The following is a 16055-nucleotide window of genomic DNA, read 5'->3' as shown; positions in this document are numbered from 1 at the left end:
TGTGCCGCGTACGGCCAGCAAGGCGCGGCCGGGCGGCGCGGCGTACGGCAGGATCGGTGGGGTGGACGTGGACGCGTCGGGACGGTGGTGGAGGCCGACCCCGCAGGAGGTCGCGGCGGCGGCCGGGCGCGGTCTGGTGGATGTGATCGGCCCGGGCCTGCGCGTGCTCTTCTGCGGCTTCAATCCGGGCCTGTACTCCGCCGCCGTGGGGGAGCACTTCGCCCGGCGGGGCAGCCGGTTCTGGCCGGCGCTGCACCGTTCCGGGTTCACCGACCGGGAGCTGCGCCCGCAGGAGCGCGACGAGATGCTGCGGCAGGGCCTGGGGTTGACCAGCCTCAGCAACCGGGCCACGGCGCGTGCCGACGAGCTGACCTCGACCGAACTGGTGGCCGGGGTGACGAGGCTGGCGGTGAAGGCCGAACGGCACCGGCCCGCGTGGGTGGCGATTCTCGGCGTGACCGCGTACCGGATCGCCTTTGCCCGGCCCCGGGCCGGGTTGGGTCCGCAGCCGGATCAGCTAGGCCCGGCCCGGGTCTGGGTGCTGCCCAACCCGAGTGGCCTGAACGCGCACTTCCCGCTGCCGGCGCTGACGACGGAGTTCGCGGCGCTGCGGCGGGAGGTTGGCCGCTAGGCGTGTGGTGCGGCGGCGTCGGCGGCCAGCGCCTGGTAGTAGGGCTGCATCGCCGGGTGATAGTCGTCGAACTCCGGCCGAGGCGAGCCGTCCCGGGAGGCGACAAGCATGTCCAGGTAGTACTCCCAGCCGGCGCCCACCTCGGCGATGCCATCGAGGTTGGTGAGGTGCTGGGCGAACCGCAACTCGGTGGTGCCGTCGGTCTCGGTCAGCGCCATCTCCAGCAGCCAGGTTCCGTAGCTGTCGACCATCGACACGGCGAGGCGCTGCCGAGGCTCGCACTCCTCGATCCGGACCTCGCACCAGGGCTGCTGCTCCTCGTACGCCATCTGGACCCGGATGGTTCGGCCGGGCGCGGCGTCGCCCTCCCAGGGGCCGAACCAGCGGGCGGTGCGTTCCGGCTCGGTCAGGCTGGCCCACACGTCCGCCGCCGGGGCGCGGAACGTGCGGGTGAGGATGAGATCGTGGCCGGTGGCCGTGCGAAACAGGCGTCCGGCGGGTGTGCGGGTCATGCCGTGTGCTCCCTTCGGTGCTCCGCCGGGCCGCGGGTGCGGCTCTCTCGGCGGGTGCGATAGACCTCGGTCTCCAACGCGTCGAGGTGCCGTTCCCACGGGGCCGGTGAGACGAGTTCGGTGAGCCAGTCGACCAGTGCGGCGAGCGGGCCGGGTTCGAGCCGGTAGATCCTCTTGCGGCCGACCAGGTCGTCGCGGACCAGCCCGCTCTCGCGCAACACCCGCAGGTGGCGGCTGATCGCGGGTCGGCTGATCGCGAACCGCTGGGCGATCTCGCCCGCGGAGAGCGGCGTGCCGTGCAGCAGGGTCAGGATGCGCCGCCGCACCGGATCCGCGATCGCGGAGGCCACCTCGTCCACGCCGGAAAGCGTAACCCAGAGGTTACAGATTATGGCTGTGGAGATTTTCCTGACACCCCTGCCGATATGGTCGATGGTGGCGACATGATCACGTGACCTGGCACTCTTGACGACATGCCAGCCCTGCTTCGATTCCGCCTGTCCGACTGGACTGTTGTCGTACCCGTGCTCGCGGTGCTGATGCTGATCGTGACATGGGGACGAGAACTTCCCGGCTCTATCATGGCGGTGGTCGCGGTACTGCTGGGTGGCGCGGTGCTCGCGGCCGTGCACCACGCCGAGGTGGTCGCCCACCGGGTGGGTGAGCCGTACGGCTCGCTGGTGCTCGCCGTCGCGGTCACCGTCATCGAAGTCGCACTGATCGTCACGCTGATGATCAGCGGGCCGGAGAAGACCCAGTCGCTTGCCCGCGACACCGTCTTCGCCGCCGTGATGATCACCTGTAACGGCATACTCGGTCTGTCCCTGCTGCTCGGAGCGCTGCGCCGACGGGTGGCCGTCTTCAATCCGGAGGGCACCGGCGGGGCGCTGGCCACCGTGATCACCCTGGCCACGCTGAGCCTGGTCATCCCGACCTTCACCACGGCCCGGCCCGGTCCGGAGTTCAGCCCGGCCCAGCTCGCCTTCGCCGCTGTCGCGTCGCTGGCCCTGTACGGACTGTTCGTGCTCGTGCAGACCGGCCGGCACCGGGACTACTTCCTGCCGGTCGACAGCCGGGGCAAGGTCATCGAGACCGAGGAGCACGCCAAGCCGCCCACCAACCGCGCGGCGCTGATCAGCCTGGGCCTGTTGGTGGTGGCACTGATCGCGGTGGTCGGCGACGCCAAGACCGTCTCCCCGACCATCGAGGCCGCGGTGGCGGGGGCGAACCTGCCGCCGGCGTTCGTCGGCGTGATCATCGCCCTGCTGGTGCTGCTGCCGGAGACCCTCGCCGCTGGCCGTGCCGCCCGCCGGGACCGCGTCCAGATCAGCCTCAATCTCGCGCTCGGCTCCGCGATGGCCAGCATCGGTCTGACCATCCCGGCTATCGCGATCGCCTCGATCTGGTTGGACGGCCCGCTGCTGCTCGGCCTCGGCGGCACCCAGCTCGTGCTGCTCGCGCTCACCGCCGTGACCTCGGTCCTGACCGTGGTGCCGGGGCGGGCCAACGTGCTGCAGGGCGGCGTCCACCTGGTGCTGCTGGCCGCCTTCGTCTTCCTGGCCGCCAGCCCCTGACCGCCGTCCGCGCCCTCCGCGCCGCCGACCGCCTGCCTCAGCGGGCGGTCGGCAGGTCGTTCGACAGGCGGTCGGCGCGGGCGTTCAGGTAGCGCTGCTGGGCCAGGTTCGTCGACCGCGCCGCCGCCAGCCGGTACGCCTCCCGCGCCGCGACCCGTTCACCCTCCCGCTCCCACAGGTGGGCGCGGGCGGCCGGCAGCCGCGGATCGTCGGCCAACCGGGCGTCGCCGGCCAGATCGTCGAGCAGGGCCAACCCGGCCCGCGCGCCCCGACTCATCGCCACCGCCACCGCGTGATTGAGCGCCACGACCGGGTTGTCGGCGATGCCGAGCAGCACCTCGTACAGGGCGGTGATCTGCGCCCAGTCGGTGGCCGCAGCGCTGGGAGCCTCGTCGTGCACGGCCGCGATGGCCGCCTGGAGCTGGTACGGCCCGACGACCCCGCGCGGCAGCGCCTCGGTGATCAGGTCGACCCCCTCGGCGATCTGGTCGGCCCGCCACCGGCTGCGGTCCTGCTCAGCCATCGGCACCAGCTCGCCGTGCGGGCCGACCCGCGCCGGTGCGCGGGCGTCGGTGAGCAGCATCAACGCGAGCAGGCCGCCGACCTCGGGGTCGTCGGGCAGCAGCCGGTGCACCAGGCGGGCCAGCCGGATCGCCTCGGCGGTCAGATCGGCGCGCAGCAATCCCGGGCCGGTGGTCCGCGCGTACCCCTCGGTGAAGATCAGATAGAGGACGTGCAGCACGGCGGCGAGCCGGTCGGCGCGCTCCGCGCCGGTCGGTGGGGCGAACCGCAGCCCACTGTCGCGGATCCGCTGTTTGCCCCGGCTGATCCGCCGGGTCATCGTCGCCTCCGGCACCAGGAACGCGCGGGCCACCTCCGCGGTGCTCAACCCGCCCACCGCGCGCAGTGTGAGCGCGATCTGCGAGGCCGGCGTGAGCGCCGGATGGCAGCACAGGAACAGCAGGATCAGCGGTGATCATGAAGTTAGCGTCACCCGGCTCGGCGTGTCGTGACAACAACTTCATGATCACGAGGGCTGGAGGGGTGGTGGGGGTGGGGGGATTAGGTTGGCGGGGTGGAGACCGTTTGGGTGGTGGTCGGGGTTTTTGCGGTGGTGGCTGGGGCGGCTTACGGGGCCGTGGTCTGGCGGGGGCGGAACGCCGGGGGGATCGCGGGGGACGACGATCGTGCGGCTGGGCGGGACGCCCGTGATCGGCAGCAGCGGTACGAGGCCGAGCGACACGGCAACCAGGGCGACACCTGGCAGCGCGGCCGGGATTCCAGCGGCTGAACCCCTGGTCCATTGTGGCCGTTGGGCGTCCGCGCGGTGCATCGCACACAGGGTCGTGAACCGCCTGGCCCTGCCGCGCGTGTAGCTGGTGACGGGCGTGACGGTCGTATCGGCGGGGTACTTCCAGCGCACGCACCGATGTCTGGGGAGGCGCAGTGGGGGCACGGTCAGGACGCGACGCCCGAGGTCCGTTGGCGGGTCTGCTGGTCGCCGCGCTGGTGTCACTCGCCTGCGCCGGCGGTGGGCTGGCCGAGCCGCAGGGGGAGCGCCCGGCACCGGGCCAGTCGCAGGCGTCGCCGGGGACGGAGACGACGCGAGCCGACGGCACCACCAGCGTCGCCGAGTTCGAGCAGGACGTCGCCGACGCGCAGTCGGTCGCCGAGCGGTACTGGGCCGCCCAGTTCAAGGCGTCCGGGCAGCGGTTCCAGCCCATCCAGCGGATCATCCCGTACCAGCGGGAGGGCGAGGTGTCCTGCGGCGGCCAGCCCTTGCCCCGCAACAACGCGGTCTACTGCTCGCGGGGCGACTTCATCGCGTACGACGTCAACTGGTCGGTGGCGGCGTTCCGCCAGGTCGGTGACGCGTTCGTGTTCTACCTGCTCGGCCACGAGTACGCCCACGGCATCCAGGTGCGACTCGGCATCAACTACAGCTTCACCATCCAGCAGGAGTTGCAGGCCGACTGCATGGCCGGGGCGTACCTGGGCGACTCGGTGCGTTCCGGTGCCCTGACCCTGGCCGAGGGCGACCTGGAGGAGTTCCGCGAGGGGGTGGCGGCGGTCGGCGACGACCCGGACCAGCCATGGTTCGCGGAGGGCTCGCACGGCACCGCGGAGCAACGCACCGACTCGTTCTTCCGCGGCTACGAGCGTTCGCTGGAGGCCTGCGGCCTGGGCTGAGCGGCGTTGCCCGGATCACCCGGGCGCCCGTCGGCGGCGCCGACAGCGACCGGCCCTGGCAGGATCGTCGGTGCCGACCACGACCCTGGAGGATCCGCTGAGCAGCCATCACCCCGCCGCCGTGCTCTTCGACATGGATGGCACGCTTGTCGACAGCGAGAAGCTGTGGGACGTCGCGCTGCAGGAACTGGCCCGGGAGTACGGCGGTGAGCTGTCCGCTCACGCCCGACAGTCGATCATCGGCACCAGCATGGCCGAGTCCATGCGGATCCTGCACGACGACCTGGGGCAACCCGAACGGGACCCGGAGATCAGCGCGGCGTGGATCAACGCCCGGATCCTGGAGTTGTTCCGCACCGGGCTGCGCTGGCAACCGGGCGCGTTCGCCCTGCTGGGCGCGGTCCGCGCGGCGGGCATCCCCACCGCGCTGGTCACCTCCAGCGGCCGGGCGCTGGTCGAGGTCGCCCTGGACACCCTGGGCCGGGACAACTTCGACGCGGTGGTCTGTGGCGACGAGGTGGTCGCCGCCAAGCCGCACCCGGAGCCGTACCTGACCGCAGCCCGGCTGCTCGACGTGCCGATCGAGCGGTGCGTGGCGATCGAGGACTCCGCGACGGGGGTGGCCAGTGCGCTCGCCTCCGGCGCGGCCGTGCTGGCCGTACCCGCGGAGGCGCCGCTGCCGAGCACTGCCGGCGTACACCAGGTGGAGAGCCTGACCGGCGTGGACCTGGAGGTCCTCGCGGATCTGCTGGTCGACCGGGCCGGCGCGCGTCCGGAGCGTTAGGGCGGACGCTGCCGGAGACCTGAACTGGCACGGCAACGCCGATTCGGCGATTGTCGCGCGGCCACCGCCGAGCACTGTGGGTCCGGCGTATCCCGCACGACATCCCGGCCGGAGTGCTCGGCTCGACCGCGGGCCGGTTCCTGCGGGTGGAGACGCGCCGGTGCGCAGCGGCGTTCGTGACCGGGCTGCTGTCCGAGCTTCACGCCAGGACGTGCTGGTAGTTGGCCGAGCAGGCGGGCCACGCCCGACCCGATGCGATGCAGCGGCTGGTGTACCGGGCGGTGTGGGACGCCAACGCCGTCCGTGGCGACCTGTGGCACGGCCCGGGCGGATCGAAACAGTCAGATCGGGGTGTACCTGGCCTGCGCCGGACCCGACGGGCACACCTTGATCGACTCAGAGGTGAACCGGTAAGCGGTCGCTTGCGTAGGGGTGGTGGTCATGTCGGTTGAGGCGCCAGCCTGGGTGTCGTGGCCACTTGTTCTCAGATTGCGAGACTGGGGACAGCTCATTTTCTATCACCTATGTTGTTAGGCAGGAGAATCGTGTCCGAAGAGCAAAATCTCCAGCATCAGGACATAGGCAACTCTGTCGAGGAGTACGCTGAATGGTACGAAAATTCTTCCGTTGAAACTCCAATGCCCTATTCGCCGCAGCATTTCGACACGGTTTTGAGTAGGGACCGTCAACTCTTCTTTCAGCTCACCACCGCCAACGAGAACATCGGCACACGGTTCCCGACACCGGTGACGGCCCCAACTCTCCAGGTCAACGCCAGTCCGGCGCAATGGCTTTACGCGCAGGTTCAACCTGAGCGCTCCACGATCGAGCGCCTTACCGTGGATACTTTGAGCGCCGAAGGAAGCGGAGAGGCGCTAGCGTTCCTCAGGAGCGTCGGCGGGCAGGGCAGTGAGACCTACCTGTATCTTCGGCAAGTCGAAGGCACCTCTCAATCAATGAGGACTAGCGATTATCTCGCCACCAGCCGACGCCTGCTCGAAGGTGATCGGGACGTAACACAGAACCACCACAAGGAAAACGTTATCCACGCTTTGAACGACAACACGCGCAGTGTTTCCGCTGCGGCGCAGACCGCAAGGAGAAGAAGCGTACGGATGACCAGCCGCCGGCCGATCGACCGGGAAACTCCGTGGGTGAGAGAACTCGATAGGCAGCACAGCCGGCACACGCGTCTCGAGCAACAGAGCCGAGCCCAGGTCGCCAGCTTGACATCAAGCTCGAGCTTGCCCGCGCAAGCGCCTCAACCTGCTGAGCGACCGAGGAACGGCGGGCGGGAACAGAACAACGGCCGCGGCCGACAGCGCCGCTGACAAACTCCGAAGCCCGTATCGACCGGACATCCTGGTCTGCCCCGGGCTGACCGGCGTCGGACTGGTGCGGCGTTGCCTGTTCAGGTCTGCCTTCCACGCGGGCAGTTCGCTGCCGTCGGTGGGCTTGCGGTACGGGGTGTGGGCGTCGATGGCGATCCACCATGGACGCACGGCCGAGTTACGAGGCGTCCCTTAGGACGGGGCTCCTGCCGCCGTGCGCGGCAGCAGGAACCCCGTCTTTCCGAACGTCAGTCGTGGGCGATGGCGCCCAGGACGTTGATCCGGGCCGCACGGATGGCCGGGAGCACCGCGGCCACCACCCCGATGATCGCGGCGAGACCGAGGAAGAGACCCATCTGCCCCCAGGGCAGGATCAGGTCGGTGATCCCCTCGTCCTTGAGCGCCTCGACCACGGCGGCGCCGAGACCGGTGCCGACCACCACGCCCAGCAGCGCGCCGAACACGGAGATCACCACCGCCTCGACCGTGATCATGGCCATGGTCTGCCCACGTCGCAGGCCGATCGCCCGCAGCAGGCCCAGCTCGCGGGTCCGCTCCAGCACCGACAGCGCCAGGGTGTTGATGATGCCCAGTACGGCGATCACGATGGCCAACGCCAGCAGGATCTGAATCATCGTGAGCAGCCCGTCGAGTTGACTGGTCTGCTGCTCGATGAACGCGTCCCGGTCGGCCACCGACACCTCGGGGCTGTCCGCGAGCAGCGACTCCACCTGCGGCTGCACGTCGGTCACCCGAGTGCCGGGCGCCAACTGGATGTACCCCTGAAAGGGTTGCGGGATCGCGAAGTCCTTCGCCGCCGTCACCGGCAGCACCACCAGGTTCAGCAGTTGCCCGGACTCGTAGATCCCGCTGACCGTGTACGGCCGCGCTTCGCCCCGGGTCAACTGCACGTTCACCGTCGAGCCCACCGACCAGCCACGCGAGGTGGCGGTGTCCGAGCTGGCCAGCATCTGCGTCGGTGAGAGCCGGTCGATGTCACCGGCGGTGGGCTTGGCACCGAAGATCTGCCGCAGCGACGCGATGTCGCTGCTCGCCCCGACCCAGGTGCGCTTACCGTCGAGCTGCGCCATGTCGCCGTACTCGCCGTCGACCATCTGCACACCGGGCAGCGCCTTGGCCTGGTCGAGCACCGCCGGGTCGAAGCTCGGCGGGCGGGGCCCGCCCTGGCTGCCGGCGATCACCAGCTCGGCCTTGATGGTGTCCTGGGCGAGCGCGCCGAGGCTGCCCTTGGCCGAGTCGAGGATCACCGTGACGCCGGTGACGAGCGCGATGCCGACCATCAGCGCGGCGGCCGTGATCGCGGTGCGGCGTGGGTTGCGCCCGGAGTTGAGCCGCCCCAGCTTGCCCGGCACCGACCAGGAGAAGATCCCGCCGAGCAGGCTCACCACCGGCCGGCTGAGCAACGGCGTCAGCAGCGCCACCCCGATGAAGGCGAACAGCACACCGCCCAGGATGGTGGCCAGGGTCTGGCCGCCCGCGTTGCCGCTGAGCCCGAGGAAGAGCAGCACCGCGCCGATACCGGTGACCACCGACCCGGCCACGGTGACCTTGGTCAACGGCCGGTCCGGGGTGGCCACGTCCTGCATCGCCGCGATCGGCGGGATCCGGGACGCCCGCAGCGCCGGCAGGAGCGCCGCCACGACGGTGATCACCAGCCCGACGGCGAAGGAGCCGATCACCGCCGCCGCCGGCACACCGATCCCGGCGAGTGTGAGACCGCCGGCCAGCTTGCCGAAGACGAACGCCAGCAGCGCCCCGATCCCGATGCCGGCGGCCAGGCCGAGAACCGACGCGATCAGCCCCACGGCGATCGCCTCCAGCACCACCGATCCGATGATCTGCCGGCCGCTGGCCCCGATGGCGCGCATCAGCGCCAACTCCCGGGTCCGCTGCGCGACGATGATCGAGAAGGTGTTGAGGATCAGGAAGGTGCCGACCAGCAGCGCCACCGCGGCGAAGCCGAGCAGGATCTTGTTGAAGAAGGACAGGCCCTCCTTCAGGCCACCGGCGGCGTCCGCGGCCAACTGCTCGCCGGTCTTCACCTCGTAGTCGGCGCCAAGGGCGCGGGCCACGTCGTCGCGCAGCGTCTCGTCGGAGACGCCACCGGCCGCGCGCACGGTGATGTTGCTGAACACGTCCGGCTCGCCGAGCATCAGCCGCTGCGCCACCGGCGTGGTGAAGAAGACCTCGTTGGCACCACCGATCGAGTCCCGGTCACCGCTGTAACCGAAGACGCCGACCAGGGTGAAGTCCCGCTTCTTCGACTCGAACGCGGTGAGCACGCCGACCTTCTGGCCGACCTGCACCTTCGCCGCGGTGGCCAGCGCCTTGTTGATGACGATCTCGTCGTCGGCCTGCGGGGCGCGCCCCTCGCGCAACTGGAGCAGCTCACCCTCGCCGATCCAGTTCTCGCCCAACTGCGGCGGCCCGAACGAGGTCACCACCTTGCCGTTGCTGCCGATGATCCGGGCGCCGTCGGCGGCGACGACACCGGTCGCCGACGCCACCCCCGGCACCTGCTTGACCCGGTCCACCACGGCGGCCGGCAGCGGGTTGGCGGTCTGCTCACCCTCGACCTCGTCGACCTCCACCTTCGGCTTCGCCGCGACGTTCACGTCGGTCTCGGAATAAGCGTCGGCGAAGATCGAGTCGAAGGAGCGGCCCAGCGTGTCGGTGAGCACGAAGGCACCCGAGACGAACATGACCCCGAGCACCACCGCCAGCCCGGACAGGATCAGCCGAACCTTGCGGGCCAGCAGACTCTTCAGTGTCGCCCGGAACATCAGTTGCCCACCTCGGCGGGAGTGTCCAGCTTCTTCATGGTGTCCAACACCGTCTCGGCCGTCGGCTCGATCAGCTCCGAGACGATCTGCCCGTCGGCGAGGAAGACCACCCGGTCGGCGTATGCGGCGGCGGTCGGGTCGTGGGTGACCATCACGATGGTCTGCCCGTGCTCGCGGACGGAGTTGCGCAGGAAGGCCAGCACCTCCGCGCCGGAGCGGGAGTCCAGGTTGCCGGTCGGCTCATCGGCGAAGATCACCTCAGGGCGGGAGACCAGCGCCCGCGCGCACGCCACCCGCTGCTGCTGGCCGCCGGAGAGCTGCGCCGGCCGGTGGTCCAGCCGGTCGCGCAGACCGACGGTGTCGATCACGGTGTCGTACCAGGCCGGGTCGGGCTTCCGCCCGGCGATCGACAGCGGCAGCAGGATGTTCTCCTTGGCGGTGAGGGTGGGCAGCAGGTTGAACTGCTGGAAGATGAACCCCACCTTGTCCCGGCGCAGCTTCGTCAGCCCCGCGTCGCCCAGACCGGTGACGGTGGTCTCGCCGATCGCCACCGTGCCCCGGGTCACCGAGTCCAGGCCGGCTAGGCAGTGCATCAGCGTCGACTTGCCGGAACCCGACGGACCCATGATCGCGGTGAACTGGCCCCGTTCGAACTCCGCGCTGACCCCCCGCAGCGCGAGGACCTGCGCCTCGCCGCTGCCGTACACCTTCCACACGTCGTTCGCCCGGGCCGCGGCCTGCGCCTGCTGGCCTACCGTCGCGGTCACGTCATCTACCTCTTCCGTCTGTTCAAACCCCACGCCACCCCCCGATGGTCCGGCGTGACAGATCCATTCTCGGCGCTGTTCGCGCCGCCCCCGTCCGCCCACGGGCGGACGCGGAGCGGATTTCCCGCTGCGGGTGCACCCCCATGGTGGGTCAGGGTTGCCCCTGACATGACGGCCGGTCGAGCCGTTTCTCAGCTACCGGAGACGAGATTTCCGCCTCACGTCACAGGAGGGTCAACCGCTCCGGGCCGTCTCCGGTCACGGTAGGTGACCGCGGCAACAGGGCCGTCCCCCCACGGAGGGATCCTCTGGTACGCCGAACGGGGTAGCCGCCGAGCGGCGGCTACGACCTGGGTCGCACCAAACCCGACTCGTACGCCAACACCACCGCCTGCACCCGGTCGCGCAGCCGCAGCTTGGTCAGCACGTGCCCGACATGGGTCTTGATGGTCGTCTCGCTGACCGACAGCACCGCCGCGATCTCGGTGTTGGACAACCCGCGCGCCACCTGCACCAGCACCTCGCGTTCCCGGTCGGTGAGCGCGTCGAACGCCGCCGATGGTGTCGCCGCCGGGTCGGGCAGCAGGTCGGCGAAGCGTTCCAGCAGCCGCCGCAGGATCCGGGGCGCCACCACCGCGTCCCCGCCGGCGACCGTGCGGATCGCCGCGATCAACTCCTCGGCGGGCACGTCCTTGGCCAGGAACCCGCTGGCGCCGGCGCGCACCGCGCCCACCACGTACTCGTCCAGGTCGAAGGTGGTGAGCACCAGCACCCGAACCGGCAGCCGGGAGTCGACGATGGCCCGGGTCGCGGCGATCCCGTCCATCCGGGGCATCCGGATGTCCATCAGCACCACGTCGGGCAGGAGCCGGCGGGACAGCTCCACCGCCTCCAGGCCGTCGCCGGCCTCCGCGACCACGTCCAGGTCGTGCTCGGCGCCCAGCACCATGCGGAACCCGGTGCGCAACAGCGGCTGGTCATCGGCGAGCAGGATTCGCACCGGCCGCACCGGAGCCACCCGATCGGTCATCTCGTCTCCCGTTTCCGCGCCGACGCCAGGTGCCGCACCGGTCATCGTCGCGTACGCGTACCAGTGCGTCGCGGACCACGGTAGAGGCCAGCCGCCGCCGGCGTCCCGACCGGCGCGGCGCAGCTCCGGTCGGGCCCGCCGGCCTCGGCGCATGCTGAGGCGCCCGCCCGGGGGTGGGCGAGAGGGCTGGGGGCCGCCCGGGGTCACCGCGCCGGGGTCACCGCGTCGGGATTACCGCATCGGGATCAGCGCGCCGGGATTACCGCGTCGGGGTCGGAGCGCCGCGTCCGGCTGTCACTCGTCGGCGCCGGGCGTCACCGGCGCGGACCGGGCGTCCCGCAGCGGATCGGGGGCGGCCAGCGCCACCGGGAACGGCGGCGGAGTGCCCCCGAAGCTGGGGCACAGCGCCTGGTGGCTGCACCAGTCGCAGAGCCGACTCGGCCGGGGCCGGAAATCCTGCCGGGCGGTGGCCTGCTCGATCGCCCGCCACAACGCCACCACCGTGCGCTCGAAGCGAACCAGCTCGTCGGCGTCGGGCGTGTAATCCAACACCTCGGCGTCGCGCAGGTAGAGAAGCCGCAGCACCTTGGGCACGACCCCCCGGGTACGCCACAGCACCAGGGCGTAGAACTTCAGCTGGAACAGCGCCCGCGCCTCGAACGCCTCGCGCGGGGCGCCACCGGTCTTGTAGTCGACCACCCGCAGCGCGCCGTCCGGAGCGACGTCCAGGCGGTCGAGGTAGCCCCGGATCAGCAGCTCGTCGTCGACCACCGCGGAGATCAGGCTCTCTCGCTCGGCCGGCTCCAGTCGGGTCGGATCCTCCACCGCGAAGTAACCCTCCAGCAGCCCCGCCGCCGAGCGCAGGAACTCCACCGGACCGGCCGGCTCGGCACCGTCGAAGATCCCGGCCAGCTCCGGTTGCTCGGTGACCAGCCGGTCCCACTGAGGGGCCACCAGGTCACCGGCCGCGGTCGGCGTGCGGCCCTGCGCGGGCAGGTCGAACAGCCGCTCCAGCACGGCGTGCACCAGGGTGCCCCGGGCCTGCTCGACGGTCGTCCGCTCGGGCAGCCGGTCGATGCTGCGGAACCGGTAGAGCAGCGGACACGTCTTGAAATCCGCCGCCCGCGACGGGGACAGCGACGCCCGCACCGTCGGCGGCGTCTGTGCCGGGAAGGGGGGCTTGGGGGTGGTGACCGGTTCCGCCGTCATATTCGCAAAGGGTAGGGCACCGGTATGACACCGACCGCCGCCCGCCCCGCCCGCCGCCGGTCCGTAGCATCGTTGCGATGGAGCAGACATCCCGGCCGCCGCGCCGACCCGACCGGCGTCCCGGCCTGAGCGTGGGGCGGGTGTTCGGGGTGCCGCTGCACCTCAACGCCTCGATGGTCCTGCTCGCCGTGCTGGTCGCCGTGCTCTACGCCGAGTTCGCCCGCCGGCAGCTGGCTCTGCCGCAGATCAGCGGCTATCTGATCGGCTTCGGGTTCGTGGTGTCGCTGCTCGGCTCGGTGCTGCTGCACGAGCTGGGCCACGCGCTCACCGCCCGACGCTACGGCATCGGTGTGCGCGGGATCACCCTGGAACTGCTCGGCGGGTACACCGAGATGGACCGGGACGCCCCGACACCCCGGGTCGACCTGCTGGTCTCGCTGGCCGGTCCGGCGGTCTCCGCGGTGCTCGCCGTCCTCGCGGTGGCCGCCACCCTCGCCCTGCCGCAGGGCACGGTGGCGCACCAACTCGCCTTCCAACTCGCGCTGAGCAACGTCATCGTCGCGCTCTTCAACATCCTGCCCGGGCTGCCGCTGGACGGCGGCCGGGCGCTGCGCGCCGCCGTGTGGGGCCTGACCAGCGACCGGCACCGCGGCACCGAGGTCGCCGGCTGGGCGGGTCGCGTGGTCGCCGTCGGCACCGCCGCCCTGGTCCTGCTGCTCACCCTGGCCGACTATCTGGCGCCGTTGGCGCTGCCGCTGATGCTGCTCGTCGCCGTCACCCTCTGGCGGGGCGCCGGGCAGTCGATCAGGGCAGCCCGGGTCAGCCGCCGGTTCCCGCTGATCGACCTGTCCCGGCTGGCGCGGCCGGCTTGGCCGGTGGCCTCCGGCACACCGCTGTCCGAGGCCCAGCGGCGCCGCGACGAGGGCGGGCAACCCGCCGCCGCGCTGCTGGTCACCGACTCCACCGGCCGCCCGGTCGCGCTGGTCGACCCGGCCGCCGCCGCGGCCGTGCCCGCCGAGCGTCGCCCGTGGCTGGCGGTGGACGCCGTCGCCCGGTCACTGGGCACGCTCCCGACCCTGCCGGTCGGGCTCGACGGGGAGCGGGTGATGGAGGCCGTGCAGACCCACCCGGCCGCGCAGTACGTGGTGACGGCAGGCGAAGATGTCGTCGGCATTCTGCACATCGCCGATCTGGCGCAGCTCCTCGAACCCAACCGGAAGATGACATCGTGACCGCAACTCCCTCCACCGTCGGAGCCGACGCCGCCACCCCGGCGCTGACACCCGTGCACCGTGGCCCGTTCCGGCCCGGCGACCGGGTGCAGTTGACCGACCCGAAGGGGCGGATGCACACCGTGACGCTGGAGCCCGGCAAGGAGTTCCACACCCATCGCGGCATCCTGGCGCACGACGCGCTGATCGGGCTGCCCGACGGCAGTGTGGTGACCACCACCGGCGGCGGCACGGCCTTCCTCGCGCTGCGACCGTTGCTCTCGGACTACGTACTGTCCATGCCGCGCGGCGCTCAGGTGATCTACCCGAAGGACTCGGCGCAGATCGTCGCGATGGGCGACATCTTTCCCGGCGCGAAGGTCCTGGAAGCCGGCGCCGGCTCGGGCGCGCTCAGCTGCTCCCTGCTGCGGGCCGTCGGCAGCGAGGGCGAGCTGCACTCGTTCGAGCTGCGCGACGACTTCGCCCAGATCGCCAAGCGCAACGTCGAGGCCTTCTTCAACGGGCCGCACCCGGCGTGGCAGCTGCACGTCGGCGACGTCGCACAGTGCCAGGAGACCGGCTTCGACCGGATCATCCTGGACATGCTCACCCCCTGGGAGACCCTCGACATGGTCGAGCGGGCGCTGGTGCCCGGCGGCGTGTTCATCGGCTACGTGGCCACCACGCCCCAGCTCTCCGAGTTGGTCGAGGCGCTGCGTGAGCGCGGCGGCTGGACCGAGCCGCGCGCCTGGGAGTCGCTGGTGCGCGACTGGCACGCCGAGGGCCTCGCCGTCCGTCCGGACCACCGGATGATCGCGCACACCGCGTTCCTGGTCTCCGCGCGCAAGCTCGCCCCGGGTGTCACCGCGCCGCCGCGTCGGCGCAAGCCCAGCAAGGGCACCGAGGCGTACGCGCAGCGCCGCCAGGACCTGCGCGAGGCGGAGGCGGCCCGACAGGCTGCCGCCGCCCAGGCGGCAGGTGTGCAGCCCGACGCGCCGGGGGAGATGGACAGGCCGTGACCATCGAGCAGGGCGCCGGTGACCGGGGGGAGGCGGCGGCATGAGCCGACCGGGCTACGGCGGCGGTGACCTCCCCGCGGTGTTTCCGGACTGGTCTCCCTACCAGGACCTGGAGTCGGCGGCGCGGGCCTACCTGCGCGACCCGGACGTCGCCCTGGAGGCGCTGGGCGGGGTGCTGCGGGGCGCGTCGGTGCTCGGCTTCACCCTGGAACGCTTCGTCAACGAGGTCAACGGCGTGTGGCAGGAGGTCGTCGTCTGCGACGGCAGCCGGCTGATCCTCTGGCACGGCGAGGACGTGCCGCCGGGGGAGGGGCCACCGGGGTCGATGACCTCGTCGCTGCGGGTCGTGCCGGTCTCCACCGTGACCGAGGTCGGCTGTCGGCGGCGGCTCAACCGCCTCGACAGCGGCGAGATCCGGGTCGACAGCATCGATGTGTACCTGCTGCTCACCTCGCTGGACGAGGCGCCGCCGAGCGAGGACATGACCGGCACGCCGCGACACGACGCGCTGCGCTTCGGCAAGACCCTCGACGACGGCGGGGCCGGGCAGATCGCCCGGTTGGAAGAGTTCGCCCGGCTGGTCGCCTCGGTGGTCGGCCGCCCCATGCTCTGAGGCGTACCCCTTTCGGGTCCGGCCGGGCCACGCGGCCCGGCCGGCCTGGCTCAGTCGTCCTCGGCGTCCGGGCCGGCGACCTCGACGCCGTCGCCGCGGACCACGTGGATGCAGTCGCCTGGGCACTCCTTCGCGGAGTCGATCACTTCGAGTCGCAGGTGCTCGGGCACGTCGACCCGGCTGCCCGGCGCCATCCGAAGCTCACCGTCGGCGCCCTTGACGTAGGCCAGACCGTCGATGTCGAACTCGAAGACCTCCGGCGCGTACTGCACACAGAGCCCGTCGCCCGTGCAGAGATCCTGGTCCACCCAGACCTGCAACTGATCGGTCGCGACCTCGGCCATTGGTGCACCCCCCATGTTCTCCCGTGCCACCACCCG

Annotated in this window: 14 protein-coding genes and 2 pseudogenes; 8 read left to right on the top strand and 8 right to left on the bottom strand. The window is 71.3% G+C overall.

Features of this window, described 5'->3' with window-relative positions; translation table 11 throughout:
- The first annotated feature begins 61 nt into the window (after positions 1 to 61).
- Positions 62 to 631 (top strand): G/U mismatch-specific DNA glycosylase, encoded by a 570-nt coding sequence (gene mug, locus ABZ808_RS05910; protein ID WP_357002780.1) that lies wholly within the window; start codon positions 62 to 64, stop codon positions 629 to 631.
- Here mug and ABZ808_RS05905 read toward each other — a convergent pair.
- Entirely contained in the window at positions 628 to 1143 is a 516-nt protein-coding gene (locus ABZ808_RS05905; RefSeq protein WP_357001468.1) for an SRPBCC family protein, read from the bottom strand. The two genes, mug and ABZ808_RS05905, sit on opposite strands and share 4 nt — an antisense overlap.
- Positions 1140 to 1502, bottom strand: coding sequence for a metalloregulator ArsR/SmtB family transcription factor (locus ABZ808_RS05900; RefSeq protein ID WP_357001466.1), 363 nt, complete (start codon positions 1500 to 1502; stop codon positions 1140 to 1142). The genes ABZ808_RS05905 and ABZ808_RS05900 overlap by 4 nt, the downstream gene beginning before the upstream one ends.
- 114 nt (positions 1503 to 1616) lie before the next feature.
- On the opposite strand from ABZ808_RS05900, the gene ABZ808_RS05895 reads away from it, so the two are divergent.
- Entirely contained in the window at positions 1617 to 2717 is a 1101-nt protein-coding gene (locus ABZ808_RS05895; protein ID WP_357001463.1) for an ionic transporter y4hA, read from the top strand.
- Positions 2718 to 2754: 37 nt separating this feature from the next.
- Here the strand turns inward: ABZ808_RS05895 and ABZ808_RS05890 are convergent.
- Positions 2755 to 3687, bottom strand: a pseudogene (locus ABZ808_RS05890) (DUF6596 domain-containing protein); the annotation flags it as partial.
- 455 nt (positions 3688 to 4142) lie between these two features.
- Between ABZ808_RS05890 and ABZ808_RS05885 the strand changes: the two are divergent.
- The 3 genes and pseudogenes from ABZ808_RS05885 to ABZ808_RS05875 form a co-directional block, all read left to right on the top strand.
- Positions 4143 to 4907: pseudogene (locus ABZ808_RS05885) on the top strand (neutral zinc metallopeptidase); the annotation flags it as partial.
- A gap of 121 nt (positions 4908 to 5028) precedes the next feature.
- Positions 5029 to 5691, top strand: a complete 663-nt coding sequence (locus ABZ808_RS05880; protein WP_357002778.1) for an HAD family phosphatase — start codon at positions 5029 to 5031, stop codon at positions 5689 to 5691.
- 545 nt (positions 5692 to 6236) lie between these two features.
- Positions 6237 to 7022, top strand: a complete 786-nt coding sequence (locus tag ABZ808_RS05875) for a hypothetical protein (RefSeq protein ID WP_357001460.1) — start codon at positions 6237 to 6239, stop codon at positions 7020 to 7022.
- A 248-nt stretch (positions 7023 to 7270) separates the two neighbouring features.
- On the opposite strand, the gene ABZ808_RS05870 is transcribed toward ABZ808_RS05875, so the two are convergent.
- The 4 genes from ABZ808_RS05870 to ABZ808_RS05855 form a co-directional block, all read right to left on the bottom strand.
- Positions 7271 to 9826: an ABC transporter permease gene (locus ABZ808_RS05870; RefSeq protein WP_357001457.1), complete on the bottom strand. Its 2556-nt coding sequence runs from the start codon at positions 9824 to 9826 to the stop codon at positions 7271 to 7273.
- Positions 9826 to 10593, bottom strand: coding sequence for an ABC transporter ATP-binding protein (locus ABZ808_RS05865; RefSeq protein ID WP_357001454.1), 768 nt, complete (start codon positions 10591 to 10593; stop codon positions 9826 to 9828). Before ABZ808_RS05865 ends, ABZ808_RS05870 begins: the two co-directional genes overlap by 1 nt.
- A 343-nt stretch (positions 10594 to 10936) precedes the next feature.
- Positions 10937 to 11623 (bottom strand): response regulator transcription factor, encoded by a 687-nt coding sequence (locus tag ABZ808_RS05860; RefSeq protein ID WP_357001450.1) that lies wholly within the window; start codon positions 11621 to 11623, stop codon positions 10937 to 10939.
- A 294-nt stretch (positions 11624 to 11917) separates the two neighbouring features.
- Positions 11918 to 12832, bottom strand: a complete 915-nt coding sequence (locus tag ABZ808_RS05855) for a RecB family exonuclease (protein ID WP_357001447.1) — start codon at positions 12830 to 12832, stop codon at positions 11918 to 11920.
- A gap of 77 nt (positions 12833 to 12909) precedes the next feature.
- On the opposite strand from ABZ808_RS05855, the gene ABZ808_RS05850 reads away from it, so the two are divergent.
- From ABZ808_RS05850 to ABZ808_RS05840, 3 genes are read left to right on the top strand one after another with little or no spacing between them, the layout of a single operon-like run.
- Positions 12910 to 14064, top strand: a complete 1155-nt coding sequence (locus ABZ808_RS05850) for a site-2 protease family protein (protein WP_357001445.1) — start codon at positions 12910 to 12912, stop codon at positions 14062 to 14064.
- 44 nt (positions 14065 to 14108) lie between these two features.
- A complete protein-coding gene (locus tag ABZ808_RS05845) occupies positions 14109 to 15062 on the top strand; it encodes a tRNA (adenine-N1)-methyltransferase (protein ID WP_357002776.1) in 954 nt (317 codons plus the stop codon).
- 40 nt (positions 15063 to 15102) lie between these two features.
- Positions 15103 to 15675, top strand: a complete 573-nt coding sequence (locus ABZ808_RS05840; RefSeq protein ID WP_357001443.1) for a hypothetical protein — start codon at positions 15103 to 15105, stop codon at positions 15673 to 15675.
- A gap of 50 nt (positions 15676 to 15725) precedes the next feature.
- Here ABZ808_RS05840 and ABZ808_RS05835 read toward each other — a convergent pair whose 3' ends face one another.
- On the bottom strand, positions 15726 to 16019 hold the full coding sequence (locus ABZ808_RS05835; RefSeq protein ID WP_053661350.1) for a ferredoxin: 294 nt from the start codon (positions 16017 to 16019) through the stop codon (positions 15726 to 15728).
- Positions 16020 to 16055 lie beyond the last annotated feature (36 nt).

It is taken from the genome of Micromonospora sp. NPDC047527 (genome assembly GCF_040643015.1).
Taxonomy (GTDB): Bacteria; Actinomycetota; Actinomycetes; order Mycobacteriales; family Micromonosporaceae; genus Micromonospora.
Note: the sequence above shows the minus strand (reverse complement) of the source record. Positions and strands in the feature narration are given on the sequence as shown.

Coding starts and splice junctions, on each gene's coding strand:
- ABZ808_RS05855 (WP_357001447.1), bottom strand. CDS start 12,832: ATGACGGCGGAACCGGTCACCACCCCCAAGCCCCCCTTCCCGGCACAG.
- ABZ808_RS05850 (WP_357001445.1), top strand. CDS start 12,910: ATGGAGCAGACATCCCGGCCGCCGCGCCGACCCGACCGGCGTCCCGGC.
- ABZ808_RS05860 (WP_357001450.1), bottom strand. CDS start 11,623: ATGACCGATCGGGTGGCTCCGGTGCGGCCGGTGCGAATCCTGCTCGCC.
- ABZ808_RS05870 (WP_357001457.1), bottom strand. CDS start 9,826: ATGTTCCGGGCGACACTGAAGAGTCTGCTGGCCCGCAAGGTTCGGCTG.
- ABZ808_RS05840 (WP_357001443.1), top strand. CDS start 15,103: ATGAGCCGACCGGGCTACGGCGGCGGTGACCTCCCCGCGGTGTTTCCG.
- ABZ808_RS05835 (WP_053661350.1), bottom strand. CDS start 16,019: ATGGCCGAGGTCGCGACCGATCAGTTGCAGGTCTGGGTGGACCAGGAT.
- ABZ808_RS05905 (WP_357001468.1), bottom strand. CDS start 1,143: ATGACCCGCACACCCGCCGGACGCCTGTTTCGCACGGCCACCGGCCAC.
- ABZ808_RS05895 (WP_357001463.1), top strand. CDS start 1,617: ATGCCAGCCCTGCTTCGATTCCGCCTGTCCGACTGGACTGTTGTCGTA.